25 protein-coding genes and 2 pseudogenes are annotated in these 26264 nt (G+C 54.6%); 16 read left to right on the top strand and 11 right to left on the bottom strand.

Annotated elements, in window-relative coordinates:
• Nucleotides 1-80: 80 nt before the first annotated feature.
• The 3 genes from DU506_RS09155 to DU506_RS09145 all read left to right on the top strand — a co-directional run bounded on the left by DU506_RS09155 (nucleotide 81) and on the right by DU506_RS09145 (nucleotide 2438).
• Complete coding sequence (locus DU506_RS09155; protein ID WP_114486637.1) at nucleotides 81-1394, top strand: MFS transporter; 1314 nt, start codon at nucleotides 81-83, stop codon at nucleotides 1392-1394.
• A 207-nt stretch (nucleotides 1395-1601) separates the two neighbouring features.
• Complete coding sequence (locus DU506_RS09150; RefSeq protein WP_114486636.1) at nucleotides 1602-2039, top strand: PAS domain-containing protein; 438 nt, start codon at nucleotides 1602-1604, stop codon at nucleotides 2037-2039.
• A 183-nt stretch (nucleotides 2040-2222) separates the two neighbouring features.
• Nucleotides 2223-2438, top strand: coding sequence for a PA3496 family putative envelope integrity protein (locus DU506_RS09145; protein WP_114486635.1), 216 nt, complete (start codon nucleotides 2223-2225; stop codon nucleotides 2436-2438).
• A 557-nt stretch (nucleotides 2439-2995) separates the two neighbouring features.
• Here the strand turns inward: DU506_RS09145 and DU506_RS09140 are convergent.
• On the bottom strand, nucleotides 2996-4339 hold the full coding sequence (locus DU506_RS09140) for a DEAD/DEAH box helicase (RefSeq protein WP_235825489.1): 1344 nt from the start codon (nucleotides 4337-4339) through the stop codon (nucleotides 2996-2998).
• 32 nt (nucleotides 4340-4371) lie between these two features.
• Nucleotides 4372-4983, bottom strand: coding sequence for a hypothetical protein (locus DU506_RS09135; protein WP_114486633.1), 612 nt, complete (start codon nucleotides 4981-4983; stop codon nucleotides 4372-4374).
• Between the two features lie 99 nt (nucleotides 4984-5082).
• On the opposite strand from DU506_RS09135, the gene DU506_RS09130 reads away from it, so the two are divergent.
• The gene (locus DU506_RS09130; protein ID WP_114486632.1) at nucleotides 5083-5319 is read left to right on the top strand and encodes a helix-turn-helix domain-containing protein; all 237 of its coding nucleotides are present in this window, start codon (nucleotides 5083-5085) and stop codon (nucleotides 5317-5319) included.
• Between the two features lie 186 nt (nucleotides 5320-5505).
• On the opposite strand, the gene DU506_RS09125 is transcribed toward DU506_RS09130, so the two are convergent.
• The 4 genes and pseudogenes from DU506_RS09125 to DU506_RS22930 all read right to left on the bottom strand — a co-directional run.
• Nucleotides 5506-6129: an MbcA/ParS/Xre antitoxin family protein gene (locus DU506_RS09125; RefSeq protein WP_114486631.1), complete on the bottom strand. Its 624-nt coding sequence runs from the start codon at nucleotides 6127-6129 to the stop codon at nucleotides 5506-5508.
• Nucleotides 6130-6209: 80 nt separating this feature from the next.
• Nucleotides 6210-6974, bottom strand: coding sequence for a S16 family serine protease (locus DU506_RS09120; RefSeq protein WP_235825493.1), 765 nt, complete (start codon nucleotides 6972-6974; stop codon nucleotides 6210-6212).
• Between the two features lie 3 nt (nucleotides 6975-6977).
• Nucleotides 6978-7031 (bottom strand): annotated as a pseudogene (locus DU506_RS22470) (hypothetical protein); the annotation flags it as partial.
• A gap of 76 nt (nucleotides 7032-7107) precedes the next feature.
• A pseudogene (locus DU506_RS22930) lies at nucleotides 7108-7152 on the bottom strand (hypothetical protein); the annotation flags it as partial.
• A 230-nt stretch (nucleotides 7153-7382) separates the two neighbouring features.
• Here DU506_RS22930 and DU506_RS09115 point away from each other — a divergent pair.
• From DU506_RS09115 to DU506_RS09105, 3 genes are read left to right on the top strand one after another with little or no spacing between them, the layout of a single operon-like run.
• Nucleotides 7383-7604, top strand: a complete 222-nt coding sequence (locus tag DU506_RS09115) for a hypothetical protein (protein ID WP_114486630.1) — start codon at nucleotides 7383-7385, stop codon at nucleotides 7602-7604.
• Nucleotides 7605-7658: 54 nt separating this feature from the next.
• Nucleotides 7659-9275: a peptide chain release factor 3 gene (locus tag DU506_RS09110; protein ID WP_114486629.1), complete on the top strand. Its 1617-nt coding sequence runs from the start codon at nucleotides 7659-7661 to the stop codon at nucleotides 9273-9275.
• A 56-nt stretch (nucleotides 9276-9331) separates the two neighbouring features.
• On the top strand, nucleotides 9332-11449 hold the full coding sequence (locus DU506_RS09105; RefSeq protein WP_114486628.1) for a HelD family protein: 2118 nt from the start codon (nucleotides 9332-9334) through the stop codon (nucleotides 11447-11449).
• A gap of 64 nt (nucleotides 11450-11513) precedes the next feature.
• Here DU506_RS09105 and DU506_RS09100 read toward each other — a convergent pair whose 3' ends face one another.
• Nucleotides 11514-11936: a CBS domain-containing protein gene (locus tag DU506_RS09100; protein WP_114486627.1), complete on the bottom strand. Its 423-nt coding sequence runs from the start codon at nucleotides 11934-11936 to the stop codon at nucleotides 11514-11516.
• Between the two features lie 644 nt (nucleotides 11937-12580).
• Between DU506_RS09100 and DU506_RS09095 the strand changes: the two genes are divergently transcribed.
• From DU506_RS09095 to DU506_RS09070, 6 genes are all read left to right on the top strand, one after another.
• Nucleotides 12581-14071 (top strand): SulP family inorganic anion transporter, encoded by a 1491-nt coding sequence (locus DU506_RS09095; RefSeq protein ID WP_114486626.1) that lies wholly within the window; start codon nucleotides 12581-12583, stop codon nucleotides 14069-14071.
• A 13-nt stretch (nucleotides 14072-14084) separates the two neighbouring features.
• Entirely contained in the window at nucleotides 14085-14939 is an 855-nt protein-coding gene (locus DU506_RS09090) for a universal stress protein (RefSeq protein ID WP_114486625.1), read from the top strand.
• 196 nt (nucleotides 14940-15135) lie between these two features.
• Nucleotides 15136-16293 (top strand): cyclopropane fatty acyl phospholipid synthase, encoded by a 1158-nt coding sequence (gene cfa / locus DU506_RS09085; protein ID WP_114486624.1) that lies wholly within the window; start codon nucleotides 15136-15138, stop codon nucleotides 16291-16293.
• A 39-nt stretch (nucleotides 16294-16332) separates the two neighbouring features.
• A complete protein-coding gene (gene metK / locus DU506_RS09080) occupies nucleotides 16333-17553 on the top strand; it encodes a methionine adenosyltransferase (RefSeq protein WP_114486623.1) in 1221 nt (406 codons plus the stop codon).
• 94 nt (nucleotides 17554-17647) lie between these two features.
• Nucleotides 17648-18115 (top strand): S-ribosylhomocysteine lyase, encoded by a 468-nt coding sequence (locus DU506_RS09075; protein WP_114486622.1) that lies wholly within the window; start codon nucleotides 17648-17650, stop codon nucleotides 18113-18115.
• Nucleotides 18116-18212: 97 nt separating this feature from the next.
• Nucleotides 18213-20447, top strand: a complete 2235-nt coding sequence (locus tag DU506_RS09070) for a glycosyltransferase (protein ID WP_114486621.1) — start codon at nucleotides 18213-18215, stop codon at nucleotides 20445-20447.
• Here the strand turns inward: DU506_RS09070 and DU506_RS09065 are convergent.
• Nucleotides 20420-21124, bottom strand: coding sequence for a TVP38/TMEM64 family protein (locus tag DU506_RS09065; protein ID WP_114486620.1), 705 nt, complete (start codon nucleotides 21122-21124; stop codon nucleotides 20420-20422). The two genes, DU506_RS09070 and DU506_RS09065, sit on opposite strands and share 28 nt — an antisense overlap.
• A gap of 268 nt (nucleotides 21125-21392) precedes the next feature.
• Here DU506_RS09065 and DU506_RS09060 point away from each other — a divergent pair, with 268 nt between their 5' ends.
• Nucleotides 21393-21734, top strand: a complete 342-nt coding sequence (locus DU506_RS09060) for a TraR/DksA family transcriptional regulator (protein WP_114486619.1) — start codon at nucleotides 21393-21395, stop codon at nucleotides 21732-21734.
• A 6-nt stretch (nucleotides 21735-21740) separates the two neighbouring features.
• Nucleotides 21741-22232 carry a hypothetical protein gene (locus DU506_RS09055; protein WP_114486618.1) on the top strand — a complete coding sequence of 164 codons (492 nt, stop codon included), beginning with the start codon at nucleotides 21741-21743 and terminating at the stop codon, nucleotides 22230-22232.
• Between the two features lie 171 nt (nucleotides 22233-22403).
• Here DU506_RS09055 and DU506_RS09050 read toward each other — a convergent pair whose 3' ends face one another.
• Nucleotides 22404-22661 (bottom strand): hypothetical protein, encoded by a 258-nt coding sequence (locus DU506_RS09050; RefSeq protein ID WP_114486617.1) that lies wholly within the window; start codon nucleotides 22659-22661, stop codon nucleotides 22404-22406.
• 56 nt (nucleotides 22662-22717) lie between these two features.
• Nucleotides 22718-22984 (bottom strand): hypothetical protein, encoded by a 267-nt coding sequence (locus tag DU506_RS09045; RefSeq protein WP_114486616.1) that lies wholly within the window; start codon nucleotides 22982-22984, stop codon nucleotides 22718-22720.
• A gap of 383 nt (nucleotides 22985-23367) precedes the next feature.
• On the opposite strand from DU506_RS09045, the gene DU506_RS09040 reads away from it, so the two are divergent.
• Nucleotides 23368-24381 (top strand): isocitrate dehydrogenase, encoded by a 1014-nt coding sequence (locus DU506_RS09040; RefSeq protein WP_114486615.1) that lies wholly within the window; start codon nucleotides 23368-23370, stop codon nucleotides 24379-24381.
• A gap of 169 nt (nucleotides 24382-24550) precedes the next feature.
• Here the strand turns inward: DU506_RS09040 and DU506_RS09035 are convergent, their stop codons facing one another.
• Entirely contained in the window at nucleotides 24551-25993 is a 1443-nt protein-coding gene (locus DU506_RS09035) for an ATP-dependent DNA helicase (RefSeq protein WP_220254335.1), read from the bottom strand.
• Nucleotides 25994-26264: the final 271 nt, after the last annotated feature.

Genomic DNA, 26264 nt, shown 5'->3' with positions numbered 1-26264 from the left:
TCTATCCGATGGCTTGGGTACTGGTTAAGGGCGATTTATCGCGCCACAATACCTGCAATGATAACAGCCAAGGAGGCTCTATGGCCGAGCGGGACGTTTCCCAGTCGCGGGTGTACGAATGGCTGACCGGCGATGAAGACAGCCGAATGTGTGACGACATTGCCGACAGCGCCTGCAATGAACAACCACGCAATTTCTTCCTGCACCTGGTCGCCTCGCTGGGCAACAAACTGGCCGATGAACTCTCCAACGCTCGCCTGGTATTGCCCTGGCTGATGGGGGTGATCGGTGCCCCGGTCTGGATGGTCGGGCTTCTGGTACCGATCCGCGAATCAGGCGCCCTGCTGCCGCAATTGTTTGTCGCCGGCTTCATTCGCTTGAAACCCCGGCGCAAGTGGGTATGGGTCACCGGCGGCCTTTTGCAGGCTGTGGCGGCGCTGGGACTGGCCCTGCTGGCACTGTTTGGCCGCGGCAGCCTGGGCGGTGCCCTGGTGCTGGGTGTACTCGCATTGCTGGCCCTGGCACGCGGGCTTTCATCGATTGCCACCAAAGATGTGATGGGCAAGACCATCGCCAAGAAACGCCGCGGCACCTTGATGGGCTGGAGCGGCAGTGTCGCAGGAGCGGCCACCCTGGTGGCGGGTGGCATCCTGATGCTGCTCAACGACCGCCCCGGGGAAGTGGCACTCGCCGTGCTGCTGGCGGTGGCCGCGCTGGGCTGGGTACTCAATGCGCTGTGCGCCGCCCGGATTCGCGAAACGCCCGGCGCGGTGGAAGGCGGCGAAAATGCCTGGGACAGCATCAAGCTTGGGTTATCGCTACTCAGGGAGGATCGCACCTTCCTGCACTTCAATCTGTCTCGAGCCCTGCTGCTTTCCAGTGCCTTGGCCCTGCCCTACATCGCCCTGCTCGGCCAGCGCCAAAGTGGCACCGACCTGGGTGGGCTGGGATTGATGGTGGTGGTCTCCGGGCTTGCCGGCATGCTGGCGAGCCCGGTATGGGGCAAGCGAGCCGACCGTTCCAGCCGGGGAGTGATGCGCGACGCCGCCCTGGGCACCAGCCTGTGCTGCCTGCTGGGCGCAGTCGCCGTCTGGCTGCCCGCCGCCTGGAGCGAGACTATCTGGCCCTATGCCCTGGTCTATGCGCTGCTGGTGATCATCCATCATGGCGTACGCCTGGGGCGCAAGACGTATATTGTCGATATGGCGGGCCAGGACAACCGGGCCTTGTATGTGGCGCTTTCCAATACCTTGACCGGTGTGCTGATGTTACTCGTGGGGGGTATACTCGGGGCATTGGCTCAATGGCTGGGCACCCCCATGCTTTTGCTGGTACTGAGTTTTGTCGCCGTGGCCGCCATGCTGAGCGCTATGCGCCTGCCGGAAGTGGAGTGATGTTTTTTTGTTGAACGATGCCAATTGCAATACATGGCTCGGCTAGCCATGATGACATCAGGATAACAGCCGCTTGATGGAGCATTTGTCATCCTATTCACGACTGTATTCGCAAATATATTTGCAAAAATATTCCAGAAAATATCCAGAAATGCCGCCTGGTCGCGAGACCACCGGAAGGATTGAAGCAGCAACAGGAACCCCTTGATGAAACGATCCCCCTTGATCAACCCGGCGCTACTCGAACGCATTATTGACGCCTCGGAAGACGGTATTGTGGTTGCCGAACAGGAAGGCGATGAGAACATCCTCATTTATGTCAACAAGGGCTTCGAGCGCTTGACCGGCTACAGTGCTGACGAAATTCTCTACCGCGACTGTCGTTTTCTGCAAAACGAAGACCGTGACCAGGAAGGCTTGACGGCGATTCGTGCGGCTCTCAAGGCCGGCAGACCGTGCCGGGAGGTATTGCGTAATTATCGCAAGGACGGCACCTTGTTCTGGAATGAGCTTTCCATTACCCCGATGTACGACGAAACCGACAACCTGACTTATTATATCGGTGTACAGAAAGACGTGACCGAACGCGTGGAAGCCCAGCATGCGCTGGCTCATCTGAAGGCAAAGCATAATATCGAAAACTGACCGCCAGGGATTACGCCAAGGAATAACTCGAAAAATAAAATCGTCTCTTAAAGGCTTGCATTTACTTTCCGGAACCGATATATAGCAAAAAGGCGCTGATAGCAGCGTTTGGTGCTTCATGTCGAGAAGGCTGAAGCAGTGCTGTGTCACCGGCCAAGCCGGTTTTGGGTTGGAGGGCCTTTTATGAGCCGTAACCCCTTGAATCGTGATTTCACCGAGGAAGCGTACGACGCTTCCGAAGAACTTGATACCTCAGAAGCTGTCAATGACGAACACTACGGTCGTAGCCGTTCATCGAGCAAGACCGATACCCTGCGCGCTCGCCGACGGGTGGAAGCTTTGCTGGAAGAACGCCGCCTGAAACGTGCCATAGAAGATAGCTGGGACGAAGAAGAGTAGTGAAGACAAGCAATAGAGCAGCAATGGCCAAAACGGTAATGATAATAGAAAGCATCATTCGTTAGCCCTGATGACCCCCTGAACAACCTTTTCTCGGCACTGTCTGATTCATGCAATAGGCGGCATCGGCTGGCCTTTCCCTTGGCCGGCCTCTATCATCTTCCTTCAGCAACAATTCCTTTTCTTATTTCGATCTTTCAACATAACGGATTTCCATGGCGCAATGCGTCGATCTATCCCATAACTTTTTCGTTAACTTTGATGGGTGGGTGGGTTGGAAGACCCTACACCAAAGGACCTAATGATCGCTTACACAAAAATTTCGTGCTCAATATCTATAGAAAATCGGCATTTTAGTTAACTTTTTCATTCTTGAGATGAATACAGGCCCCAAAACTTAACTTTTTAGTCACTCCATAAATTGCCGGTGCGGCGATTCGTCGATACATTCAAGGGCATTTCCACGCGCATGGGATGGGAGTCACTCCCGCTTGTTTGAGGCAGCTTTGTCCATGCTCATTGCACTAGGTGGAACTGGTATATGAGGATAGATGTGGTTATATCAGCGACAAGAGGTACTGCCGGTAGTATTGAGAAAAGCTAAGCGTTAGCAACGGAGGCTCGATGGACAGCTGTTCACTCTCGTCAGCATCTTCGATTGGAGAATGGCTGTCATTGGTGGCGGTAATGCTATCGCTACAGCCGTTAGCGTGATCAAGACGGGCTTTCTCCAGACGTTCATTGAGTTTTTTGGTCTGCAGCGTTGCTTGATCCTCAGGCAGGTCGTCGGCGATTCTCTGAGAGTATTTCCGAAGCAGTGGTTCGGCGATCACATAGAGCCACGCCTCGTTATCTGCAGCGCCTATTTTTCGTAGAATGCGACCTAACACCTGCCGATAATGCAGTTCTGTGCGAATGCGGCTGAGGTAGGTGCAAACACATAGACGCTGTATGTCAGTCCCTTCTGAAATCATGCTGACCGCGACGATCCAGCGGGTACTGTTATGCCGGTACTGATCAATCAGCTGGTGAGCTCTGGGTGTTTGGCTAGTTACCACCATATAGCCTTCGTTCTTTGCCTTCAGCAGCTCCGCAATTTGGTGGGCATGTTCGATGTCAGTAGCCACAACTAGCCCGCCGGCATTGGGTACAGTCTTCCTTACCTCGCTAAGTCGATCGATACCGACATCGAGCACCGCGTTAAGGATGTCATCGTGCCGCAAGAGGTCTTCGTAGCTGATTGGGGATTCGCCAAGCAGCTGTTTAAACGATGAGAACGCACGTACTGATGCCGTATTTTCATTTTCTTCCACCAGCTGGATCTGGGGGTTGTCGATCAGAGTAATCCGCGGAGAACGGCACACGCCATCCTGAATGGCGGTTTGAAGGTCATAGCGATAATCACAGATCAGCTGGCCTTCGGGGTCGGTATAGCGGGCTAATGCAATTGGCAGCTTGTCGGAGCGCCAAGGGGTTCCTGATAGCGCTAACGTGTATGTCGCCGCATTTTGAATACGCTGAATTATTTGCTGGCCCCAGGTGTTGCTGAGAAGCGGATCATGGCCTGCACAGTGATGCATCTCATCAAAAATGGTCAATGTGCGATACGCCGTGAATAACGTCCAAAAATCAGGGGATTGATACTCCATGGATTGATAGGTGTAGGCAGCTCCCACCGAGGCAAGCGTATCGCCAAACCGCTGATTCAATACGGCAGTAAAGGTGCGCTCTATGCCGGCCACTACTTCTCTCGTTGGCGCAAAGCAGATAACGAAATCAATGTGCCCTTCTTCAAGAAGCCACTGTGCTATTTCGGCAGCCAGCCGGGTTTTACCGCTAGCAGGTGTCGCTTGGACGAAGAAGTCACTGTGATTGGAAAAATGTACTTTGGCTTGCGTCAAGCAGTCTGACTGCCATTTACGTAGTGGTTGGATTATGGAGCTCCCAGGCGGTGCAGGGCTTTTTCTAGAGCGCTCACATTGCCAAGCAGGCGTGAGCTACGCTCGTGAGCGTCGCGGTAATCAAGGGTAATACCAGGTTTGAGTTCGGGATAATCACTCATAAGTTGTTGAAAAGTTTCTGCTTCACCCAGCGCCGAAAAAAAATCACTTTTTGTCTCCTTCAGTTTTTTCTCCAAAGTGGAGTAGCTGGTACTTTCAATATGACCATCGTCCTTCTTTTCCTGGTCAGTGTTCTCACTGACTGTTGACGCTTTTTGCTTCTCCTCTAAGTGAGGAGCGAGGCGCTGATGCCATGCTTCAAAGCATTCCCCCTCAAGGCATAGCTCAGCCTCCTTCAGGGAAGGCATGACATGAAAAAGCTGATCACGTTTTCTCTGTTCACGGTCCTTTTCGATTAAGCCCGCAGTTATCAGAACCCTGATTCGTTCGTAAATGAAGCGTCGCAAAGCCGTACTGTGCTGGGCTTCTATGCCGTATTGCTCCATGTACTGATCCCGAAGGCTACGAACGGTGAACTGAGCATTTTCAGGGTTCAGGAGGAATTCAAAAATTCGCTTATCAATGGAAGGAGAGGTGCTCGACATGGCCATCACCGTAGGGGGACAAAAAGAAATGCGGATTATAGTCCGTGGCTAGATAGGCCGCAACGAAGGATAGTCCCGCCCAAAGGAAATGAGGCGGGTATGGAAGAGTTAGCAACGGCACTGGGAAGAAACATCAGGCAAAAACGAAAGGAGAAAGGCTTCTCCCAAGACGCCTTTGCCTTGGCTACCGGCATCGACCGTAGCTATATAGGGAGAATCGAGCGGGGGGAGGTCAATATCACCGTAGAGAAGTTATACGAGATCGCCGTGGTGCTCGGTTGCGACCCTGCCTCTCTTCTGCCTGCCCAAACCACTTTGCGACCGAACGGGGGCTAACGGCCGAGGCTGTGTGAAAACTCCCTCGAGCCAGCCAGGCGATGGATTCCATGCGCGAAATCTGGAGAAGTTTTACAAGGCAGAAGCCCGACAATGAGCGAGAGGACGCTTTTTTGATCACTTTTTGGCCGAAACCGAGACTCTCCGAGTGTTTTCACACGGCCTTGATCGTAAGCAGGCAACCCCTTACGTATATACGCCATACTCGATCCGGATCAGATAGTCATATACCCGTTGCGGATCTTCTTGCAGCATCTCCACTGGAGAAAGGCCTTCATAAATATCGAGCGGACTGGTCATCCAACGCTTTGCCACCTCCTTGCCGCCGAATACTTCTATAGCGGCTGCCCATACATTATTATCATTGAGCAAGTCTAAAACCTCGTGACCAGTATCAGGTTTTGATGCTTGAGGATCGCATTCATCCAGCAGCAAATCGAATCTGCTTGGTCGTACCGTTGAAGCGTCCTGAACCACCAATGTGTCGATATGCTTCGTGAGAGTTTCTCGAAGCCAGGCTTCAACTTCAACACAGACGGCGTCGTTTTCTTCGGGTGGAACGATAGTGACATCATTACCTGCGCGGCGAAGGAAAAAGTGCTCTGGAATGGTGAGAGAGTAGCCACCACGCAGATAGGCGACAATCTCACCACTCATCGCTGCCATGTAGGCCCTCTCGCTTTGCAGGCACTCCAACGCCTCACGAAAAGTCTCCAGGGGTTGAGGAAAGCGGTCACGAAGATCGAAGACTCGGTAGGCAAAAATCAGCTCTAGCGGATTTTCTATCAGCTCTTGTGATGACGGTGCCATAAATACCTCCTCCCCCGACGCTTGTGTGAATATGAACAGTGTAGCCCTGATGCAGACGGATCTACCTAAGCGGTGAGAACTTAGCACTCTCCCCTCATATTCCAACTTCCAGGCTTCAGGTCGCCCCAAGCTCGGCGCTCGTTATGGTGAAGCAACTCCTTAAAAAGGGGAAAATGCGCTATGGGCCTATACTCTACTCCCAGCGCCTTCACCACCGCATCCACCGGCTCTGCGTAGAAGCTGGTCTGGAATTTGGTGAACAGCTCCCCGGGGATCGTCGGGATATCCATGGCACTGCTCATCGGGAGAGTGACGCGCTTGCCGCCCGCATCAAACGTTACCTGCAGGCACTCGGCGAGACTTTCCACGGGTTTGAGGCTGCCACCCAGGCTCATATCGCCTAGCACGGCCATCTGGCTCTGGGTGGGCTTTCCCACCAGCCCGGAGGAGAACGCCACCAGGCTGGCCAGCGCGTGATCCGCATGCAGGTGAAAATTGCGCTCCATGTCCTTGCTGGAGCCGCTGATGCGGCTGACGTTAGCCTTGAAGTAATCAAACGCCATTTTGACCTGTTCCTTGGCGACCATGGAATTCCATAGACCGGACATGGCCATTTTGCCGCTGCCCGCCATGACCTGTAATTCGATGCGGTAGTCTCCTGGTATCCCCTTGTCACTCAGCCCGATGGTATGCACAACGCCGAGCTTGCCCTGTCCCTCTGGAATCAGTCCGCCGCCTGGCTCTTTCACCGAAACAAAATGCTCCTTCAGTGTTTCCTTGGCGATATAACTGAAGTGAACGTCGTAGAACTTCATGCCGCCGATTTTCTTGTGTTGCTCCTTCACCCGGCGCCGCACCTGCAACGTATATTCTAAACACTGGCGAACATCTTCTTTGTCCAGCCCTTGGGAAGAACCACCGTGCGGAAATATTAATTAGCTTGAGCAGGCCGGAGACTGTCTTGCGTACGGCGATCACATCGCGCTGGTTGAGGTTGTTACCTAGCGAGAAGTGGCTATCGATCGCCTCGCCTCAATTCTGATAACATTACCCCTGTTAACTCTCCCAGATACCTTAACTCCAAGGTCGCTGGTAACTGCACGAGGTTTCTCATGTCACAGTTACTACACGACACCCGCCCTGTGTTCCATCATCGCCTACCGCTTACGCCGCCCTAATTATTCAGCTTTTCCTTATTCATGCTGCTCGCTTGCAGCACCTCAAATCAATCACCTGATTTATAAGGGAAATGTATGAATATCCACGAAACTATCGTCCAGCTTTCAACCAGCGATGGCGGTATCAGCGTCCATCAATATTTACCCATTGATCCAAAAAAACCTTTGCTCGTCGTCTATCAGGATATACACGGCTCCGGTGTTACCTCGGCCATCCTAGAAAAAGGCCGTTTTTTGAGCATGACCAACCGGGCAATAGTGCGCGGCGTAAAGACTTGGCGATACATGCAAGATTAATCAACTACACAAAGCCGGCCCACTACATACATTTCTTCAGCCAGGTTTCGTAACATGTCTTCTCAGTACGCTGACAACAGTGCCACAACGCTGCAACGTGAAGTTGAACGCCGCCGTACCTTTGCGATTATCTCTCACCCCGATGCGGGCAAAACAACGCTAACCGAGAAGCTTTTGATGTATGGCGGTGCCATACGCTCGGCGGGCACAGTCAAAGCAAAGAAAAGCAACCAATTTGCCACATCAGACTGGATGGAAGTCGAAAAACAGCGCGGCATTTCCGTTGCCAGCTCCGTGATGCAATTTGAACACCAGGGCTGTGTGATTAATCTTCTAGACACGCCCGGCCACCAAGATTTTTCCGAAGATACCTACCGTGTACTTACCGCCGTCGACGCCGCCTTGATGGTGATTGATGCTGCCAAAGGTGTTGAAGCACAAACTATCAAACTATTAGAGGTATGCCGACTACGTAAAACGCCTGTTATTACGTTTATCAACAAGATGGATCGAGAAGTCCGCGAACCACTTGAGTTAATCGATGAAATTGAAGATATCCTGAAACTGGGCTGTGCACCGATCACCTGGCCGGTAGGGATGGGCAAAGATTTTGCAGGCGTTTACGACTTGCACAAAGCGCAAATGCTCAAATTCATGCCAGGGGTCAACAACCTCGGTGATGAATCCATTGAGGTACTGGATGGCGCAGACCATCCCTTTCTTCGCGACCATTACCCCATTGCTCATGCCAGTTTTAAAGAAGAGCTGGAAGTCGTCGAAGCGGCAGCGGAGCCGTTTGATCATGAGGCGTTTTTGAACGGCAATATCTCACCCGTGTTTTTCGGCTCGGCGATCAATAATTTCGGCGTGCGCGATATACTCCAAGCCCTCGTCGAGTGGGCACCGGCACCGCGCCCACGCGAAGCCAAGCAGCGTACCGTATACCCAGACGCACCCGATTTCACCGGCATCGTGTTCAAAATTCAGGCCAACATGAACCCGCAGCACCGTGACCGCATTGCCTTTCTGCGCATCTGTTCGGGAGAGTACCGCCAAGGGCTCAAGGTTAAGCACGTACGCAGCGCCAAGCCCATTCGTCTGGATCACGCTATCACCTTCATGGCTCAGGAACGAGCGCATCTTTCCAGCGCTTACGCTGGAGATATCATTGGCATTCCCAATCACGGCAAACTGCGCATTGGCGATGTGATTACCCAAGGCGATATGATTGAGCTTGAAGGAATTCCTCACTTCTCACCGGAAATCTTCAAAGTCGCACGGCTTAATGACCCCCTGCGCGCCAAGCAGCTGAATAAAGCGCTTAAAGAACTAGGCGAAGAGGGTACGATCCAGGTGTTTGACCCACTAGAAAAAACCGGCATCGTACTCGGTGCTGTCGGCCAGCTACAGTTTGAAACCGTCGCCCACCGTCTACTGACGGAATATAAAATCGATGCCGCCTTTGATAGGGTCCCGGTACAGAAAGCCCTTTGGGTAAAGGGAGATGACGCCCACATGAAAAAATTTACCCAAGCCAACGCCAACCGCTTGGCGCGCGATGCCGCAGGTGCCCTAGCCTTTATGTCTCCTAACCGGGCCGTACTGGAACTCACTATGGAAAAATGGCCGGATATCACCTTTCAAAGCACACGAGAAATCGGTGCTGTTTAAAGCGGATAGCCCCACTTTTCTTTTCAATTGATTGATTTGATTTTCTGACAGGTGCAATGACAACGACCAACGATCAACCCCAACGCGATGCGGAACAGTATCATCTTGAAAATGTTTTGCAGCGCATCAGCATCAATATTGCCGAGCTTGATGAACGCCTCACTGCCTACGCGGATGATATTCAGACGCAAAAAGAGTATCTGTGGAACAGCCGCGACGAGATGGATCACATCGAAAAAATCTCTGCTCGCGAATCTATTCAGCAGGCGGTGATGACGGGGGATAACGCGCTGACAAGGCGCCATCGATTGGAAAAACTCAAAGACTCGCCCTACTTTGGCCGCTTTGATTTTACCCGCCACGGCCGGCAGGAACCGATTTATATCGGCGTGCACCACTTTCGCGACGATATGGCAGGGGAAAACCGTGTATATGACTGGCGTGCGCCGATAGCCTCGCTGTTTTACGACTACGAAACCGGCCCCGCCGTGTACGAAAGCCCCGAGGGTAACGTCGCTGGCGAAATCTCTCTCAAGCGCCAGTTTCGCATCAAGGGCGGTGCCATTGAACTGATGATCGATAGCGCTGTTCACGTGGTCGATGACGTCCTGCAGGACGAACTCAGCCGTGCCTCAGATGAGGGCATGAAGAACATCGTCGCAACCATCCAGCGGGATCAAAATGCGATTATTCGTAACGATGAAGCGAATGCGTTAATCATCCAGGGCGTAGCAGGCTCGGGCAAGACCTCGATTGCGCTGCATCGTATCGCCTATTTGCTCTACCGCTTCAAGGACACGTTAACCTCAAAAGATATTCTGATTATCTCTCCCAACCGCGTGTTCGCCAACTACATCTCTAACGTACTGCCCGAGCTTGGCGAAGAGACGGTGAATGAAATCGGCATGGAAGACTTGGCCAACGAGCTACTGGAAGGCACATATCGCTTCGAGACCTTTTTCGAGCAGACCACTGCACTACTGGAGAAAAATGATGACGTGATGAAAGCGCGTCTGCGCTTTAAAGTCTCACCCGCATTTTTAACGCAACTCGACCGCTATGCCGCCCACGTCGAAGCCAACCGCTTTGTCGCCGAGGATCTATGGATCGCTCGTCGCCTGGTGCCCGCCTGGCTGCTTGAGGAAGTGTTTCGCAAGCATCGTCACCTGCCCACCAACGAGCGCTTGAAGCAGGTCAGCTGGGAGATCGAGCGCAAGATCGGCAATCAATACAACTACGACCTGGAGCGAGAGGAGCGCAAAGAGCTCAAAGCCGCAGTCAAAAAGATGCTCCAACAGACCACGCTACGCGAGACGTACAAAGGCTTTTATGACTGGATTGAGCAGCCGGAAATGTTCAAAACCGCCTCGCGCGGGCGGCTGGAATACGCCGACGTCTTCCCGCTGATTTATCTCAAAATACGTCTGGAGGGCGTGCAATCGTCCTGGCGTAACGTCAAGCACCTGCTGATCGATGAAATGCAGGATTACACGCCGGTGCAGTACGCCGTAATTGGGCGGCTATTCTCCTGCAAGAAAACCATCCTTGGCGATGCCTACCAGTCGGTAAACCCGTATAGCGCCTCAAAGGCGGAGGAAATCCGCCAGGTGCTGCGCCAAGCGCTATGCGTCACGCTGAACAAAAGCTACCGTTCCAGCATCGAGATTGCCCATTTCGCCCAGAGAATTGCTTATAATCCCGATTTTGAAGCGATTGAACGCCATGGCGAGCCGCCAAGTGTTGAGCGCTACCGTAGCCGCAAAGACGAGCTAGCCGCCATTACCGACATGGCCCGTGTTTTTTCGCAATCCGACCACAACACCCTCGGCATTGTGTGCAAAACTCAAAAGCAGGCGCGCAAGGTGTTTGACGCCTTGGATGGCGAGTTCAAACGCTTGCAGCTATTAAGCGAACATAGCGCGGCCTTTGGCCAAGGGATTGTCGTCTGTACCGCGCACATGGCCAAAGGGCTGGAGTTTGACCGAGTGGTTGTCCCGGACGCGAGCGAAAAGAACTACACCACCGATATGGAGCGCAATCTGCTTTACGTGGCCTGTACACGCGCCATGCACCGTTTAACGCTCACTTATATCGGTCAGCCATCGACATTCATCACCGGTGAAAATGCACACAGTGCAGTTGATGCAGATCAAGTGAACGCGCTTCATCAGTAGCTGAAAATTGCATGAATGGGGCTGTCCTTCGCTGCAAAAGCCTGTGGACAGCTCAAAAAAATGCTCAACGATAATGTTTGGCGCAATTGACCAGCTCCTTGCGCACGGCCTCATCGTTGCAGTGGTCGGCGATATCACCCACGGTAATAATGCCCACCAAATCCTTCTGATCCGGGCTTTTTAGCACCAATAGACGCTGAACCTCCTGCTCCTGCATATTTTTCAGCACATCCAGTACATCCGTGTCTGAAAAAGTATAGAGCGCAGTTTGCGTTGCGATATCGGTTGCCTTGTCTTCGGGTTTCTTGCCTTCGGCAATGCCGCGAATGGTGATATCGCGATCAGTGAGTACTCCCTCCACTTTATCACCACGAACAAGAGGCTCGAAGCCGGAATCTGTATCGCGCATCAATTCTGCCACCTCACGAATGGAGGCATCTGTATTCAGGTATTTAGGGCGTGTCGTCATGACTTCTTTGGCTTGCATCGTTAGTCTCCCTTTTCGTTTTATCAATCACTTGAAGTGCATTAGCCAAGCGCTTCCGTTACTTCAGCGCTGCTGCAATACTCGTACTTCCAAGTTTGCATGCTCTAGAAAAGCTAGTTGTCCATGGCGGAAATTTCAATTTGATTGGCTTCATGCTGGTTATTTCACCACCATCCAGCCAGGCATCCCTAATGGGTGAACGATTGCCCAGTGGATTATCATTCCAATCAAAAGCATTGTTATTTACTTCCTTTTTAGCAATGCAACGCCCGGGTGCAATGCAATATGAATTTTGGTAAAATGCTCGTTTCCATGAGATGGCATGTAATTACACCGGGCTGGCCCTGGTGCTCTATGAAAAATGTCGATCATCGCGATAAAAGGCTATAGCACTATGACAACTTCTCTCTCAGGGCTGATGACCCCGCCCTAGCGCTCCCTCCTTCTCCGGGCTGACTCGCCATCAACGAGGCGACACGCCTGATCATCACGCTACGTCAATGGCGCCTCCTCTGCCCCGACACGTACGTGACTCTCACTTTTCATTGTCTTGCTCTGCATCTATCCAGGTGCCGGGTGGCTGTGTGCGTCATTGCTATCGTGTCACGAGGCTGAATTGCTTCACCCCCTGACTGGACCGCAGCATGTACGAAAAAATGAAACTAAGTTGGTTCTCCAACCTCAAGGGCGACACCCTGGCGGGCATCGTCGTCGCTCTGGCGCTAATTCCCGAAGCTATCGCCTTCTCCATCATCGCCGGCGTCGACCCCAAGGTCGGCCTCTACGCCTCCTTTGCCATCTGTGTGATCATTTCTTTCACCGGTGGTCGTTCCGGGATGATTTCGGGTGCCACCGGCGCGATGGCGCTTCTGATGGTTCTGCTGGTCAAGGATCATGGCCTGGAATACCTGCTGGCGGCCACGTTGCTCACCGGGGTGTTGCAGATCATCGCGGGGTACCTGCGGCTCGCCGAGCTGATGCGCTTCGTGTCACGCTCGGTAGTCACCGGCTTCGTCAACGCCCTGGCGATCCTGATCTTCATGGCCCAGCTCCCTGAATTGACGGGGGTGACGTGGCATGTATACGCCATGACGCTGGCCGGCCTGGCGATCATCTATGGCTTACCTTATGTGCCGGTGATCGGCAAAGTCATTCCCTCGCCGCTGGTTTGCATCGTGGTACTGACCGCCGTCTATATGCTCACCGGCATGGAGATCCGCAGCGTCGGTGACATGGGCGAGCTGCCGGATAGCCTGCCGATCTTCCTGTGGCCGGACGTACCGCTCAATCTCGAAACCTTGATGATCATCCTGCCGACGGCTCTGATGCTGACTGTGGTGGGCTTGCTGGAATCGATGATGACCGCCACCATCATTGACGATCTGACCGACACCAAGAGCAATAAGAACCGCGAGTGCAAGGGCCAAGGTATCGCCAACATCGGCGCTGGCCTGATCGGCGGCATGGCGGGCTGCGCGATGATCGGCCAGTCGGTGATCAATATCAAGTCAGGCGGTCGCCGTCGCATGTCTTCGCTTATTGCCGGTGTTGTGCTGCTGCTGATGGTGGTGTTCCTGGCGGACTGGGTCTCCCAGATTCCCATGGCGGCCCTGGTGGCGGTGATGATCATGGTTTCCATCGGTACCTTCAGCTGGAGCTCGATCAAGGATCTCAAGAATCACCCGATGAGCACCAATATGGTGATGGTGGCGACGGTGGTCGTCGTGGTGTTCACACATAACCTGGCGATTGGCGTTTTCGTCGGTGTGCTGCTTGCCGCCATGAATTTCGCCAACAAGGTCGGCAACATCCTCTACATCGGCAGCGAGGAAGCCGACGAGGGAAGCCGACGCATCTACCGTGTGGTGGGACAGGTGTTCTTCACCTCTTCCGAGCGCTTCGGCGAGGCATTCGACTTCAAGGAAACCGTGGAGAAGGTCACCATCGACTTGTCGCGCGCCCACTTCTGGGATATCACCGCCGTCCAGACCCTGGACCGGGTAGTGATCAAGTTCCGCCGCGAGGGCACGGAGGTGGAGATGATCGGTCTCAACGAGGCCAGTGCCACCATCGTCGACCGCTATGCCGTGCATGACGACCCCGAAGCCGTCGAGAAATTGATGGGCGGCCATTAAGGAGCAGTACGCTATGACAGAACAGGTAATGGCCGCCATCGACGGCTCACAGTTTTCCGAAGAGGTGTGCGACTACGCTGCCTGGGCCAGCCTGGTACTCCAGGCCCCGTTGACCTTCCTGCACGTAAACGACAACCACCTACCGCCAGAGGAGCGCAATCTCTCTGGCAATATCGGTCTGGGCTCGCGTGAGCAACTGCTTGCAGAGCTGGCGGACCTCGATGAGCAGCGCGCCAAGGTAGCCCAGGAGCAGGGACGCCTGTTGCTCAAGGAGGCCAAGGAGCGCGCCATCGAGAACGGGGTGAGTGATTCAACCTGCCGTCAGCGCAATGGCACTTTAGTGGAGACGCTGGAGGAACTACAGAGCGAGATCCGGCTGTTGGTGATGGGCAAGCGCGGCGAGACGGCTCATCAGGACATCAATCACCTGGGATCCAACCTGGAACGGACAGTACGCACCCTGCACCGGCCGATCCTGATGGTGACCGGCTCCTTCAAGCGACCGGAGAAGGTAATGCTCGCCTTCGACGGCAGCAAGACCACCCGCAAAGGAGTGGAAATGCTGGCACGTAGTCCGCTGTTCGACGCCATTCCAGTACATGTGGTGATCGTAGGCGCCGAGACCGGCGACCACCGCTCACAGCTAGACTGGGCGTTGAAGACGCTACGCGAAGCTGGGCATGAGGCCGAGGGCACCATTCGCGCCGGTGAGGTGGAGGCAACGCTACGTGCCTATCAAGAAGAACAGGATATAGATTTGCTAGTGATGGGGGCTTACGGCCACTCACGGATTCGCCACCTGTTGGTGGGCAGCACCACCACCGAGATGCTGCGCAAGGCGACGATTCCGGTCCTGCTGCTGCGATAGATTTCCCCGAAACCGGCCCACCGACCTTGGTGTGCGCCGGTTTTTTTTATTTCCTAAAGCCAAGTGCATTACCCAGAGGAGTCAACAAGATGACGCTCACCCCACCCTGACATGCGATATTTTCCATTTACTTTGATATGAGGTCTCCCTATGACAGCGCCTCTCCTTCATGGAGGGCATGACAAGGAATTAACCATTGAACAGTACTACCTTCAGCCATTCTGCCTTCTTCGATGAATTCTCCTCTTCCCAGCGCTTCGTCGCCGAGCTGCTGGAAAAGGCGGACATCCAAATCAACGGCGACCGCCCCTGGGACATCCGCTTCAATGCCCACGGTGTTATTGACGAGGCGCTGGCCCGTGGCAATCTGGGCCTCGGCGAGGCTTACATGAACGGTGCCTGGGACGCCGAGCATCTCGATGAATTCTTCTATCACCTGATGCGTGCCCGGCTTCCCGACGTAATTAATCCGCGCAAGCTGGTCTTTCATCATCTGCGTAGCCGTCTGCTTAACCTGCAGACCGCCAAGCGTGCCTTCGAGGTCGGTGAGGCTCACTACGATCTCGGCAACGACTTCTATGCCGCCATGCTCGACTCACGTATGACCTACACCTGCGGCTACTGGAAAGATGCCGATAACCTGGTCGAAGCCCAGGAGGCCAAGCTCGATCTGATCTGTCGCAAGCTGGAGCTGAAACCCGGCATGCGGGTGCTCGACATCGGTTGCGGCTGGGGAAGTTTCATGGCCTATGCCGCCGAACACTACGGTGTGGAATGCGTGGGCCTGACCATTTCCCGCGAGCAAGCCGACTACGGGAAGAGCTTGATGAAGCAAGGCTTGCCGGTGGAGTTTCGCTTGCAGGACTACCGCGAAGAAACCGAGCAATTCGATCGCATCATCAGCATCGGCATGTTCGAGCATGTCGGTCGAAAAAACTATCGAACCTACATGGAGGTCGCCGAGCGCTGCCTGAAGGATGACGGACTTTTTCTGTTGCACACCATTGGCAAGAACGTGCGTGGCACCTCGCCGGACCCATGGATTGACAAATATATCTTCCCCAACGGCGACCTGCCCGCTCTGGGTCATGTCACCGACGCTGCCGAGGAACTGTTCGTGGTCGAAGACCTGCACAACTTCGGTGCCGATTACGACAAGACCCTGATGGCTTGGCACGAGAATTTCGAGGCCGCCTGGCCACAGTTTGCTGCAGTCTACGGCGAGCGCTTCTACCGCATGTGGCGCTATTACCTGCTCAGCTGTGCCGGGGCCTTCCGCGCCCGCGACATCCAGCTCTGGCAGTTCGTGCTCAGCAAGAAAGGTGTCATCGGCGGCTACCATCGGGTCAGTTGATATCCTCTTTCCTTCACTCTTTACCAACAGATGAGATAAATGAGCGAATATTCCCTGTTTACGTCCGAGTCCGTCTCCGAGGGGCATCCGGACAAGATCGCCGACCAGATTTCCGATGCGGTGCTGGACGCCATCATTGCCCGCGATAAACAGGCGCGCGTGGCATGCGAAACCTTGGTAAAGACCGGTGTAGCCATTATTGCCGGTGAAATTACCACCACCGCCTGGGTGGACCTGGAGGCGTTGGTGCGAGAGGTGATCACCGATATCGGTTATACCTCCTCGGATGTCGGTTATGACGGCGCCACCTGCGGGGTGATCAACTTGATCGGCAAGCAGAGCGTGGACATCGCCCAGGGCGTGGATCGTACCAAGCCGGAAGATCAAGGCGCGGGCGACCAGGGCTTGATGTTCGGCTATGCCAGCAACGAAACCGAGACGTTCATGCCGGCCCCGATCCACTATTCCCATCGCTTGGTCGAGCGCCAGGCGGAACTGCGCAAGCACGGCATGTTGCCGTGGCTGCGTCCGGACGCCAAGAGCCAAGTCACCTTCCGCTACAATGCTGAAGGCCGACCCTGCGGCGTCGATGCGGTGGTGCTTTCCACCCAGCATGATCCGGACATCGAGCAGGAAGACTTGCGCAAGATGGTCAAGAGCGAAATCATCGAGCATGTGTTACCGGCGGAATGGCTCGACGAAAAGACCCAATATCACATCAACCCCACCGGCAAGTTCGTGATAGGGGGTCCGGTGGGCGACTGTGGCTTGACCGGTCGCAAGATCATCGTCGACACCTACGGCGGCATGGCGCGCCACGGCGGCGGGGCTTTTTCGGGCAAGGATCCGTCCAAGGTCGACCGTAGCGCGGCGTATGCCGGGCGTTATGTGGCAAAGAACATCGTCGCCGCAGGCCTAGCCGACAAATGCGAAATTCAAGTGGCCTATGCCATTGGCGTGGCGGAACCGACCTCGGTGGCTATCGATACCTTTGGTACCGGCAAGATCGAGGAAGCCAAGATCGTCGAACTGGTGCGCGAGTATTTCGATCTGCGCCCCTTCGCGATCACCCGGATGCTGGATCTGCTGCATCCGATGTACCGCTTGACCTCGGCTTACGGCCATTTCGGTCGCGAGCCGTTCGAATCCAGCTACGCCTGGATCGATGATCAAGGCAAGCAGCAAGTCGAAATCTTTACCGCTTTTCCTTGGGAAAAGACCAACAAGGCCGACGCTCTTCGCCAGGCAGCCGGCATCTAAACCCGCCTACGAAACCTAAAACTTGAAACTATCGAAACCGGCACTGGCGGCTACGCCGTGCCTCCTTTAGCCATAGAACCCCAAGGTAATCTCAATGACCGAGCAAAAAATGAATGTCGAAAGCTTCACCCTGGATCACACCAAGGTGAAGGCCCCCTACGTACGCCTGGCCGACATCAAGACAGGTGAGAACGGTGACCGCATCCATAAGTACGACCTGCGTATCTGCCAGCCCAACCAGGATCACATGGATATGCCCTCGCTGCACTCCCTGGAGCACCTGATGGCCGAGCTGTCGCGCAACCACTCCGACAAGGTTGTCGATATCAGCCCCATGGGCTGCCAGACCGGTTTCTACGTGGCAGTGATCAATCACGATGATTATGAGGGTGTACTTACACTTCTGGAGAACACTCTGAAGGACGTGCTCGCGGCCACCGAGGTACCGGCCTGCAACGAAATGCAATGTGGCTGGGCGGCCAGTCATAGCCTGGAGGGTGCCAAGGAACTCGCTCGCGGCTTGTTGGCCAAGCGTGGCGAGTGGACCCAGGTATTCGCCTGATGCCATCAGGGGGGCGCGATAGCCGCTGTTTTTCCATGGGTCGACTCGCCAGGATGGTGAGAGGAATGTCTCGGATAAACCATAGGGAGCGGCCCCCATGCGTCGGAGGATAACCTGGCTGCGTCCCCTTTATTACACCAACTTGTTGCTGTTACTAGGACTGATCCTGTATCAGGGCTATCTGCATTTGACGGATCCGGATCAGGAATCCGTGCATGCCACTCAAGTGCAGGAGATTCGCCAGCGACTGGAGAGACGCAGCGATTTCCGCTTCGCTGTCGTTGGCAACATCAACAACTCGATCCGCCTGTTTGGCGAGGAGATCGTGCCGCGCCTCAATATCGCGGACTACGATTTCGTGGTCTCAGCCGGCAATGCAGTCAGTGGCGGCCAGGAAGAAAGTTATCGTACTATTCACCGGTTGCTATCCGGGCTGGAGATGCCATATCTACTGACCTTTGGCGACAATGAAGAGAGCGATTTCGGCAGCTTCCGCTTCTACGAGCGGTTTGGTCCGCATTTCTTCTCCTTCGTCGTCGACAATGCCCACTTTTTGTTTCTTGATGGCACCGGCAAGTCCTCCTTTTCCTGGCAGCTGGACTGGCTGGAGCGCGAGCTCGCTGCCTCGACCACTGCTCATCGCATCGTCTTCATCGGTCTTCCCCTTCATCGGGAACTGGAAGAGACGCCGGTCTTCGAATCCGACCACTACCTCGATGAACCGGCCTTCCGCCAAGGACTGATCACATTGTTCGAGCAACATGGGGTCGACGTGGTGTTCTCGGCCAACCTGACCCTTTTCTCGCGGATCAAGACCCATGGGGTCGAGTATGTGACCACTGGCGGGGCGGGCGGATTGATCTTCGATACCGAGTCGAGCTTTCACCATTATGTCGACGTAGACGTGTCACCTCAGGGTATTGCCATCGAGCCGGTCCGGCTGGATGTCAACGTCCCAGCTTGGCAGCGCACTGTAGATAGCATCTGGAACAGCGTTTACTCGTTCTTCTATGTGAGCTACCTGCGTTTTTTGTTGATTGTTAGCGGATTGATCCTACTCACCATTCATCTACACCGTCTGGTGGTGGAGGAACGGGACTACTACCCCGACTTCGACGTGGACCCCACCCCATTTCAGGGGCGCCCACTGCGGATCGGCATGTACTCCAACAACTATTTTCCCTTCGTCTCGGGGGTAACGATCTCGGTGGAGCGATTGCGCCGAGGCTTGCAGGCGCTGGGAGATCGGGTGCTGTTGTTCGCGCCACGCTACCGTGAGCCCGCCGACGTCAACGGAGATATCGAGCGTGCGCCGACGCTGCTGGCTTTTGGCGAGAAGGGTGAATTTCGCCTGTCGAACCTTTTCTGTTGGCATCTGCGACGCCGCTTGCGCGACTTCAAGCCAGATATCATTCATGTCCATCATCCTTTCTGGCTCGGGTCACTGGGCTTATTCATGGGACGGCGGCTGAAAGTGCCAGTGGTCTACACTTACCATACGCGCCTAGAGCACTACGCCCACTTCGTGCCGCTGCCAGGCCTGCTGTTCCGCAACCTGATCTCTCACTATCTAATCCGGCGCTTCTCCAACAAGTGTCAGGGAGTTGTAGTACCAACCGACTCGGCTGAGGAGTATCTGCGGGTCATCGGGGTAACAACAAATACCCTTGTGCAGCCAACGGGAATCGATGTCGAACATTTCAGCGAAGTTAATGAACTTCACCTGAAGGAGCTCCGTGAGATCCATGGCATCGCCGACGACGAGGTGGTACTGATCAGCGTGTCGCGGATCAGTCGGGAGAAGAACATCGAATTCATGCTGGAGGCCTTGGCTGGGCTACATGGGCAAGGTGAGAGCCGCTTCCGGCTGCTGCTGGTGGGTGATGGACCTGCACGCTCACATGTCCAATCACGGGTCGAGGCACTGGGCTTAGGCAAACAGGTAGTGCTGGTGGGGGCCGTGCCCCCTGACGAGATGCCACTCTACTACCATCTTGGTGACATCTTCGTGTTCGCGTCCAAGTCGGAGACCCAAGGCATGGTGATCCTCGAGGCGATGGCGGCGGGACTACCAGTGGTGACGGTACGCTCCAGCGGCATTGATGACGTGGTGATAGAGGGTGAAAATGGCTTCAAGACCCCCGAAAACCGCGAGGTTTGGGCTGAACGGCTACAATCGCTGATGGCTGACCCGGCTCTGCGTTCGCGACTCGGCAAACAGGCAAGGATCTTTGCTGGAACCCATGATGTCAGCACCTTCGCCAGACGCGTCCATGACTTCTATGCCTTTTTACTGGCACAGTATCACTCCGGTCGACCCTGGCGGCGCTGATCTCGTCGCCCGCGTTGGGTAACATAGCGGCGCAGCGCCACCAATAGGATGATGCCAGCCGCCAGGCCCGCCAGCGACCATCCGAGCTCCTCGCGGCTGGTGGCGGTGACCAGAGCCCCGAGCTGGCTGCCCAGCAGTGTTACTACGGCGAGACCGGGCACGATACCCAACGTCGAGCCAATCATGTAGTCACTAAAGCGTAAATGAAAGGCGCCGGCCATCATGTTGGTGAGCGTGAAGGGGGCCAGCGGCAGCAGATTAATCACCGTCATGGTACGGATGCCGCGCTTCGCCAGATAGCGCGACATGCCGTGCAGGTGACGCCCGCCGTAGTCCATTAACACGTCGCGTCCCAGCCAACGTCCCACCCAATAGGAAGCCACCGAGGAAGTGAGGGTCCCCAGGGTGGCGTAGACGAAGCCCCAAGTAGGGCCAAACGCCAGGCCGGTGAGGGCCACCATCAGGCTCAGCGGAAACATCACCAGCAGAGCTCCAGCGTACCCTGCCATCACTATCAGAAAGGTCCAGGGACTATCGCGCCAAGCAGGAGCAGTTGCGATCCATGTTTTGAGTTGCTCGATGGACAGCAGATCTTGCATGGCGAGCCATTGCCAGAGCAAGCCCAGCGTGATCAGTGCGGCCAACAGGCCGAGGGCGATGCCGAGGGAGCGGGACATAGTAGTATTCTTCGCGGCGAGAGGGGCACAGCTTACATTAAGAAAATCCTTGTCCCAAGGAGTGTTACAGAGGATCTCGTTTGAGACTTTCAATCCGGTGCGGTTGCTGCTGTGTCACTGGCATAACCAGGCCTGTCTACACTTCTTTCCATATGCCATATAGACTCTAGTCTCGTCGTATGCTGAAAGGCACACCGCAACCTCCATCAAGAGGTTTCAGACCATAGGTTTGGTGGTCGGGTGCGATTCAAATAAGGAGGTTGGTAATGTGAATCATCCAGATATCGATATAGAGAAAATCACCCGCCAGTTGGAAGACACCAAGGCATTGCTGATCGATCAGAGCTTCGAGAGCAAGGAGAGCCGCGCCACGGTGATGCTGGACCAGCAGTCAGTGGGCCGCCTATCGCGCATGGATGCCCTTCAGGGCCAAGCCATGGCCAAGGCTGGGGAGGATCGCCGTCAAATGATGATTTGGCGTATCGACGCAGCTTTGGCACGCCTGGAGCGGAAAACGTTTGGTGAGTGTAGCGAGTGTGGTGAATGGATTGCCGCCAAGCGGCTGGAGTGGGATCCCACCGTGCTGAAATGCATCAATTGTGCCGAGTGAGGAGACATGCTGAAACTGACACAGAACGACTTAACGATAGAGGTCAGAACACAACAGGACCTTGAGGCAGAGACTTTGGATGCCATGGTGGTGCCGGCCACCGAAGATCAGCGACGCGACCTTGGCAAGGCGGCAGAGGGTCAAGCTTGGATGACTTGGTCACCTGGTGAGACGACCCCCAAGACGATCAAGTTCATGCCACCCGCCAAGGTGTCGGAGAGCGGATGGGAGGAACTGCTCATGTGTTACCGTTTTGCCATGCGAGTTGCGGAAATCCACGAGATCGCGTCGCTAGCCTTACCGCTTCCGGAGCAAGTTGGGCTGCCTCCCGTGGAAGATGCCCTAGCAGCAAGGCTTTCCTTGACGATCTGGAACGAATCCAAGGAGCACCGACACCTAAAGCACCTTCATCTAATCGCCAACGACAACCAAGAAGCAGTGCTGTATGCCAACTGGCTTGTTGAAGTGCAAAGCGGCCATGTTCCTTCGCCTGAATAGGCATTCAAGGTTTTGTTATCGTAAGCGCTTATTTGCCTGACCATCCAGTTACCTTTCCCGAGGTCGCTGGTAACTGCAAGAGGAGTAATACATTGACTCAATTACTCACCGATACCTTCCCCAGCCCGCCCTAGCGCACCTGCCTCCCTTTGCAACCTATTCGCCGGCATTTTATGCGATGTCGTTCTCAAGCATTTTCTCAACCTCGATTTTTTGAACCTCGCTGGAAAGATCAAGGGGGCCGGAGGAACAAATGGAATCTATCAACCAGATAATCCGAATATCTATACAATGATATCCAGGCTCTTTGGCAAGATCCTTCTGATTAAGTCGCAACCAGCAAAACAACATCCCACTGGGGCTGGCCACAGTCACCTGGGAGGCGGCGATGACGAAGACCACCAGCACAAGCAGTGGAACGGGCAGCATGCCCAAGCCAAGCACTCACCGTCTGGCATTAAGGCTACGCTTGGCCAGACGCTCGGTCACCCAGGCCAGGGCCAGGGGGGTGAGATTAATCCCATAAAGGCGACGAGCAGGAGGGTGTTGATCGCGGCCTGAAGCCATTCTGCTCCCAGGAAGAGACAGAGATGGATGGGCAGAGCCAGCAACTGCACGAGTAGAAGTACTGGCGCGGCGGCGATGGATTGACCAGCATCGCCCTTGCCCAGGTGGGTGAAGTTGATGAACCTGTCGGTGCAAGGGACCAGCAGAACCAACAGCACGCCGGCCTGATCGGCCAGGAAGGTCATCAGGACGCCGGGAATCACCACGAAGTCCGAGTAGCAGGGCCGCCAGAAAGCGCCAATCCCTGAGCCCCTGGCCGAGCCGCGTCAATGGAACCTGGGTGAAGGTGGTATAGAGCAGGCCGCCGAGCAGCGTCCGGAAAGGCTTCAAGGCGTGAGGTCACGTTCGGCAGGCCCAGCCCAATGGCCAGGCCCGCCAGAATACCGATCAGATAGATCAGGTATGCAGAATAAATGTATTAGCTATTCTGCTGCAATGCAGCAGGCATCTCAGGCGCCATGCTTGCTCCGTGCCTCTGCACTACTCTAGGCAGAGTAACCCGCTGCGACATTTTGGCGTACCATTGCTTCACTAAAAGAGACATTAACGAGCATGAGGAGAGCGATAGATGAGCCAGACAGTAGCAGTGATTAAAGGCGACGGCATCGGCCCTGAGATCATGGACGCCACCCTGCAAGTGCTAGACGCCCTTGAGTGCGGGCTGAACTACAAGTTTGTCGACGCGGGCCTGGTGGCACTTGAAAAGCACGGCACGCTGATTCCTCAAGCCTCGTTGGATGCCATTGAAAAGTACGGCATTGCCCTGAAAGGTCCGCTCACTACGCCGATTGGTAAGGGCTTTTCGTCGATCAACGTGCAGCTACGCCGACATTTTGACCTCTATGCCAACGTTCGCCCCGCCGTTAGCTTTCCGGGCACCCGCTCTCACTACGACGACATTGATCTGATCACCGTGCGGGAAAACACCGAAGGGGCTTACCTCTCGGACGGGCAAGAGATGATCGACGACGGCAATACCGGCATCTCGGTGATCAAAGTGACCCGTAAAGGCTCCGAGCGCATCGTGCGTTACGCCTTTGAGCTAGCAAAGCAGAATGGCCGTAAGAAAGTCACCGCCATTCACAAAGCTAACATCATCAAAACCAGCTCAGGCCTGTTTTTAGACGTTGCCCGAGAAGTCGCCAGCGAATACCCCGAAATCGAATTCCAAGAGATGATCGTGGATAATGCCTGCATGCAGCTGGTAATGAACCCTCATCAGTTCGATGTCGTCGTTACCACCAACCTGTTCGGCGATATTCTCTCTGACCTATGCGCGGGCCTAGTGGGCGGTTTGGGCCTAGCCCCAGGGGCGAACATCGGCGAAAAAGCCGCGATTTTTGAAGCGGTGCACGGCTCGGCACCGGATATTGCAGGCAAGAAAATTGCCAATCCCTGCGCGCTGCTGCTGGCCGCCGCCCAGATGCTCGACCACTTCGGCATGACTGTAAAGGGTGACGCAATTCGCCAAGGGATTCGCGCCGTGCTGGAGAATCGCCGTGATATGGTGACTCCAGACATGGGCGGCACCGGCACCACCGATACCTTCGCCCAGGCGCTGGTGGAACACCTAAAAGGCTGATAGCAGTTTATCGCTCTTGAACACGTATAGGCCTACCTTGACACATCAAGATAGGCCTCCAACTCTCGGGTGTCGGGCGTCAGGCCTTCCAGCAGCAGGGCTTCCCAGTCGTCATTTCCAACTGGATCAAAAGGTTGCTTATAATTGCGTACTGAGCCTTTCAGCTTGTTCAGCGGTGTCCGGAATCCTGTTCACTGTGTAGGTAGTTAATGAGATTGGTGAGCATGGTCTTCCGTCGAAAGGCCTTCGGTGAAGCTTTCACGAAACGTTCAAACACGCGGGGGTCGCCAACTATGTGGACCTCGGACACTGCCCTTGTGATCGCTGTATAGATCCAGCTGCGATCCACTAATCTAGTGTCTTGCAAAAGGACGATGACCCGCCCGAACTGGCTCCCTTGAGCTTTGTGGAGCGTCATGGCATATCCAAGGCTCAAAGCATCAATCAAGCCACCTTGCAAATCGACCGTTTCGCCTGTATCCAACCTCACAGAGCCAATCACATCATCGACTTGATCAATGCTGATTAGCTCGCCAAGAGACCCATTCTGTACTCCAGCGCTGGTGTGATTCTGAGTAAACAAGACCTGGTCGTTCAGCCTTAGCCGCAGATAAAAATCTTCACCATCAAGATTGAAGTTGAGCAGCGGAGAGTCACCGTTTATCTGTTCCTGAATCTCACCATTGATCTCACCAACGCGAGTTACCGTTGCGGCAATTACGCGAGAGTCGCAAGGCTGTTGGGCATAGAGTTCTACAGCCTTCTCCTTGGCCAGACGAGGATCTAGAACTTCATGAAAATAGATATTGCCTGCACTGAGTGACTCCGGAACCACACCAGCATTGATGGTCGCCGAATACTCAGGTATTCCAGTGGTTCTCTTTTGGCGTTTCACAATGTCCAGCGTCGTGTTTGTTACGTGCGTCGAGAGGACAATATCGTGCAGTATCTTTCCGATGCCAATGGGTGGCAACTGGCTGGGATCTCCAGTCAAAACCAACTTACAGCTGGGATTGATATGGTTGATGATGCGAAACATCGTGGGCAGATCCATCATAGAAGCTTCATCGATGACCAGCAAAGCTTTGTTATCTGTCACTGGATCTTCTCGCAGGAATCGTGCAATGGTCATCGTGAGGTAGCCGACTGACTCATGCAGACGCATTGCAGCGCGACCCGATAGAGCAATAGCGTGAATGCTGTACCCAAGGCGGTCAGCGGCTTTCAGGAAGGTCGAAAGCACTGTGGTCTTGCCAGTTCCGGCACCTCCAGTGATCGCACTAATCCCCTCGGTTAGACTCGTATAAATGGCAAGCTCTTGCTGGCTGGTCAGCTCATAGGGCAGCTCGCCAATGACGTCATTTACAATACCTTCCTCAACCCCGGTGAGTGGCTTTCTGAGATCAATCAAATGCTTTATGCGCCTAGCTACAGCCAACTCCTGTATAGCAGTGGCAGTGGCATGAAAGCGTCCATCCTCATGATACAGAGCAATATCCGGTGAGCTTTTCAGCCACTCAATACCCTCCTCACAATTGGAGGACGATTTCAGATAATCAGATGCTCGCGTTAATAGCTGACTAGTCTTGACCCACGTACTACCATCACGCATTCGATCCTTGAGAGCCTGGACCATCCCAGCCTGAATGCGCTCCTGGGGGTATCTTTTCTGCTCCCAGGCGTGTCCAAAACGATGGTTCAGGATGCTGTCTACGTCTTTAAAACTCAGCCCAAAGTGAAGCAGTTTGTATGGGTCAGACTTGCCCCCTCTGTCAGCCTAGTTGTCCGGTTGGCGTTATCGCCTAAATCAAATCCAGAGGGAGCGGCATGGAGTCCATGTGCCACGTTATTCCGAAGAACGTAAAGCAGCCGTCCTGAAAAAG

It is taken from the genome of Vreelandella rituensis (assembly GCF_003336665.1).
In the GTDB taxonomy this organism is placed as follows: domain Bacteria; phylum Pseudomonadota; class Gammaproteobacteria; order Pseudomonadales; family Halomonadaceae; genus Vreelandella; species Vreelandella rituensis.
This window is presented reverse-complemented; position numbering and strand designations above follow the sequence as displayed.

Excerpts from the sequence above, each read along its gene's own strand:
- DU506_RS09155 (WP_114486637.1), top strand. The coding sequence starts at position 81 with ATGGCCGAGCGGGACGTTTCCCAGTCGCGGGTGTACGAATGGCTGACC.
- DU506_RS09150 (WP_114486636.1), top strand. The coding sequence starts at position 1,602 with ATGAAACGATCCCCCTTGATCAACCCGGCGCTACTCGAACGCATTATT.
- DU506_RS09145 (WP_114486635.1), top strand. The coding sequence starts at position 2,223 with ATGAGCCGTAACCCCTTGAATCGTGATTTCACCGAGGAAGCGTACGAC.
- DU506_RS09135 (WP_114486633.1), bottom strand. The coding sequence starts at position 4,983 with ATGTCGAGCACCTCTCCTTCCATTGATAAGCGAATTTTTGAATTCCTC.
- DU506_RS09130 (WP_114486632.1), top strand. The coding sequence starts at position 5,083 with ATGGAAGAGTTAGCAACGGCACTGGGAAGAAACATCAGGCAAAAACGA.
- DU506_RS09125 (WP_114486631.1), bottom strand. The coding sequence starts at position 6,129 with ATGGCACCGTCATCACAAGAGCTGATAGAAAATCCGCTAGAGCTGATT.
- DU506_RS09115 (WP_114486630.1), top strand. The coding sequence starts at position 7,383 with ATGAATATCCACGAAACTATCGTCCAGCTTTCAACCAGCGATGGCGGT.
- DU506_RS09110 (WP_114486629.1), top strand. The coding sequence starts at position 7,659 with ATGTCTTCTCAGTACGCTGACAACAGTGCCACAACGCTGCAACGTGAA.
- DU506_RS09105 (WP_114486628.1), top strand. The coding sequence starts at position 9,332 with ATGACAACGACCAACGATCAACCCCAACGCGATGCGGAACAGTATCAT.
- DU506_RS09100 (WP_114486627.1), bottom strand. The coding sequence starts at position 11,936 with ATGCAAGCCAAAGAAGTCATGACGACACGCCCTAAATACCTGAATACA.
- DU506_RS09095 (WP_114486626.1), top strand. The coding sequence starts at position 12,581 with ATGTACGAAAAAATGAAACTAAGTTGGTTCTCCAACCTCAAGGGCGAC.
- DU506_RS09090 (WP_114486625.1), top strand. The coding sequence starts at position 14,085 with ATGACAGAACAGGTAATGGCCGCCATCGACGGCTCACAGTTTTCCGAA.
- metK (WP_114486623.1), top strand. The coding sequence starts at position 16,333 with ATGAGCGAATATTCCCTGTTTACGTCCGAGTCCGTCTCCGAGGGGCAT.
- DU506_RS09075 (WP_114486622.1), top strand. The coding sequence starts at position 17,648 with ATGACCGAGCAAAAAATGAATGTCGAAAGCTTCACCCTGGATCACACC.
- DU506_RS09070 (WP_114486621.1), top strand. The coding sequence starts at position 18,213 with ATGCGTCGGAGGATAACCTGGCTGCGTCCCCTTTATTACACCAACTTG.
- DU506_RS09065 (WP_114486620.1), bottom strand. The coding sequence starts at position 21,124 with ATGTCCCGCTCCCTCGGCATCGCCCTCGGCCTGTTGGCCGCACTGATC.
- DU506_RS09055 (WP_114486618.1), top strand. The coding sequence starts at position 21,741 with ATGCTGAAACTGACACAGAACGACTTAACGATAGAGGTCAGAACACAA.
- DU506_RS09050 (WP_114486617.1), bottom strand. The coding sequence starts at position 22,661 with ATGCTGCCCGTTCCACTGCTTGTGCTGGTGGTCTTCGTCATCGCCGCC.
- DU506_RS09045 (WP_114486616.1), bottom strand. The coding sequence starts at position 22,984 with ATGACCTTCCTGGCCGATCAGGCCGGCGTGCTGTTGGTTCTGCTGGTC.
- DU506_RS09040 (WP_114486615.1), top strand. The coding sequence starts at position 23,368 with ATGAGCCAGACAGTAGCAGTGATTAAAGGCGACGGCATCGGCCCTGAG.
- DU506_RS09035 (WP_220254335.1), bottom strand. The coding sequence starts at position 25,993 with ATGCGTGATGGTAGTACGTGGGTCAAGACTAGTCAGCTATTAACGCGA.